A 3,017-nucleotide genomic window follows, 5' to 3' on the forward strand; every position below is an offset into this window, starting at 1 on the left:
AAGAAAGCAGCTAATTATGGACCGAAAAAATGTCAGGGAGACACTCGGTTTTTATTGACAAGGGGAGTCATACCAACACCCCACTTAGGGGCAAATACACGTAGGCTAAAATTGGAGCGAAGCGACTGAGCCTACGTGTATTTGTCCCAGCCCGCTTGCGGGCGGCTACAGTGGATTGTTATGCGCGCCTTTAACCAAACCTTGTATGGCTTGAACCACCTGAAAAGGACCAAGCCTGCCACTTTTAATAAAACTTTGCTTTTGAGCATCATTTTCCGAGCAAAGCTTACCCAATATTTCGTTAGCCAATACCTCATGTAAAGTTATTCGACTGGCATATTTTGACAAGAGAGCCTTTTCTTCTTCATCGGATTCGTGCCCATCCAGTGCAAAGCGGAAATAGAAATTATCATATTCTGTAAGGAACTGGTTTAAGTCGATTTCACCTTGCGCGCATGAAACGACAAATCCCTCGTGAGCTTCCAGCTTTTCAATCAAGTCCTGTTCAGATTTGAAAATTTTCATTTTCCACCTAGTGCATAACACCCCACTTAGGGGCACAAATACGCAGGCTATAATACCGAGCGAAGCGAAGGGAGCCTGCGTGTTTGTGTCCCAACGAGCGCCAGCGAGTGACTACAGTGTTTTGTTAGGTTTTTCCATTCTTACAACCGAATGGCGTGGGTATATTTCTTTGGTGGTACTCGATAACTTTTCTATGATGTTTTCTATTGAGCCGCAGAGTGAGTCAACAGAACTGACGGTTGTATCAGTTAGGCCAATCATAGTGGAAAACAAGTTTTCACCAAGTGCCGTTTTCAGTTGAGAGTTGCTGATAGTCTGACCATTGCCAAAACTAGCTTCGCCCATCTTCTTTTGAACCTCATTTCGATGAAGATCGTTTCTTATTGTAATTAGCTCAACTGTCGAATTGATTTCGTCTTGGACTTCCAATACTTGCTGAAGAAGGAATGCATTTTTCTGAAAAATAAAGGATAGAGAATCTATGGATAGTTGCAATTCCATTTGCGCTGTTCCAATAGACGGTAATATTTCAAACGCCTTTAACGGTGAGTCGCGAAATGGGTTTATGAATTGTTTTTTATATCCATTGAAGTGATTATAGGATCTTATTAATTGGGCTATTGAACTGTTGGCAGCCCTGACATTCGTCCTATGTTCTTTTGCTTCTTCATTTTTGCGAGCAAACTTAAAAGCCAAAAATGCACCAGTAAATGTTCCAGCAAGTGTTATAACTAGCTTAACCGAATTTTCGCTTTCTAGGTTAGTAAAAAGGCCAATCATTAAACCAATACAAAACACCAAAATAATGGTGAAAATATTCCTTTCATTTCTTCCGTAAAAAGCTTGAAAATTCACAAAATTCCTCTGAAAAAACCTAACACCCAAATAAGGGGCACAACCATGGCGGCTATAATCGGAGCGAAGCGACACAGCCGCCATGTTTGTGTCCCAGCGAGCCCGCGAGCGACTTAATATTTTTGTTATGTGGCATCGCTGATATCATCCTCCCAAGATTCTTCAACGTTTGCCAATATTTCACAATCACAATAGCCCCCTTGTTCAGCCAACCAAGGTAAGATAACGTCTGAATCTAGTTCGTGACTTTGGATGAACTCTGTTGCTAATTTGTTTGAGTGATTGAATCGACCAGACTTCAGACGTTAAACGTTCGTCCAGATAATTAAATAGTTGACCCAATAGAGACAAAGACAAAGGTAACTTTTCTAATTCTTCCTGTTTACTTTTTGCGTCCGCCCTTAATGCGTTTGTTATGTTTCATTGCTTTTTACGAGGTGCAATGTCCTTACGCGATAGTTTTCCTCAAATGAAACTATGGCTGCCATTAACCCAGAAAAAAATAAAATAGAGATGGCTAATGGCGTAAATGTAAGCACAGGGAAAAAGGTTGCTAACCCACCGGTGAAAAATGCAATGACGCCTGTTCCAATAGCGATGATAAGAACAACAGAACCAATATAGACGGTGATACGCGCTAGTAGTAACAGTAACTTTAAGTTGTGAGTTTGTATATTAGGGTACGGTTTCAACGTAAATTCCTTTTTTTGGTAAAACTAAGAAACATAACTTCCAAATATGGGGCGCAAACACGTGTGCAATAATGGCGAAGCCGCGCACGTGTTTGCGTCCCAGCGAGCGGCAGCGAGTGACATAATTTGTTTGTTATATGCCAGTTGCACTAATGAGGCCCACCGTATTGAATTACATAATAAAAATACACTAAAAAACTAGTTAGGGTAATTGTAGGTGCAAGAAATAAAGCCCATTTTTGTTTTGTACTGAAATTTAGAAACGATATTAATGCGATAGCTAAAACACCGATAAAAGCGAACGGCATAACGACTAGAGATGCAAAATACCCAAAAATGGCTGCAACGGTGTCGCCGGTATATACGAAGTGAAAATAACAAAGAATGTGAGTGATAAAACAGACAGTTAAGACAACTGCCCAAAACTTCCTTTTACTCATATTATTCCTTTGGCATATAACTTTTAAATAAGGGGCGCAGGCACGTGGGGCATAATGGCGAAGCCGCCCCGCGTGTTTGCGTCCCAGCCCGCGCAGCGGGCGAACTTAATTTTTTTGTTAGATACGTTTTTACTATGCAAAAGGAATTGAGGCAACAATACATGCAAAGCCAATTGCAAACATGACTCTAATATTTTGCTTGCATTGAATAAGTAGAGTTAGGGCTTCAGAATTTGCTTCGTTAACTAGAGTATTGGAATTTGAAAAAGCTCTATTTTGTATTGTGTAATAAAGACTCAATGTGCTTCCGTTGTACCCGATTAATTGTTTTAGTTTTGAAGCAATTAGTAAGCCTCTGCCACCGAGAAAGAAAAAATTAAGCATGCAAGCTAAAAATAGAAACGATGCCATGAATACCTGCGAGTATCTAACTTTAAGCTAAGGGGCGCTAGCATGTGGGCTAAAATCCGAACGAAGTGAGTCAGCCCACATGTTAGCGTCCCAG

4 protein-coding genes are annotated in these 3,017 nt (G+C 40.6%); all 4 read right to left on the reverse strand.

Annotation, left to right across the window (positions count from 1 at the left end):
* Nucleotides 1-165 precede the first annotated feature (165 nt).
* The gene (locus JKP82_RS20625; RefSeq protein ID WP_218398566.1) at nucleotides 166-525 is read right to left on the reverse strand and encodes a hypothetical protein; all 360 of its coding nucleotides are present in this window, start codon (nucleotides 523-525) and stop codon (nucleotides 166-168) included.
* A gap of 111 nt (nucleotides 526-636) precedes the next feature.
* Nucleotides 637-1,464 carry a hypothetical protein gene (locus JKP82_RS20630; protein ID WP_218398568.1) on the reverse strand — a complete coding sequence of 276 codons (828 nt, stop codon included), beginning with the start codon at nucleotides 1,462-1,464 and terminating at the stop codon, nucleotides 637-639.
* A gap of 41 nt (nucleotides 1,465-1,505) precedes the next feature.
* Nucleotides 1,506-1,682 carry a DUF2695 domain-containing protein gene (locus JKP82_RS21090; RefSeq protein ID WP_218398571.1) on the reverse strand — a complete coding sequence of 59 codons (177 nt, stop codon included), beginning with the start codon at nucleotides 1,680-1,682 and terminating at the stop codon, nucleotides 1,506-1,508.
* 111 nt (nucleotides 1,683-1,793) lie between these two features.
* Complete coding sequence (locus tag JKP82_RS20640) at nucleotides 1,794-2,072, reverse strand: hypothetical protein (RefSeq protein ID WP_218398569.1); 279 nt, start codon at nucleotides 2,070-2,072, stop codon at nucleotides 1,794-1,796.
* Nucleotides 2,073-3,017: the final 945 nt, after the last annotated feature.

Source organism: Alteromonas lipotrueae (genome assembly GCF_019249215.1).
In the GTDB taxonomy this organism is placed as follows: domain Bacteria; phylum Pseudomonadota; class Gammaproteobacteria; order Enterobacterales; family Alteromonadaceae; genus Alteromonas; species Alteromonas lipotrueae.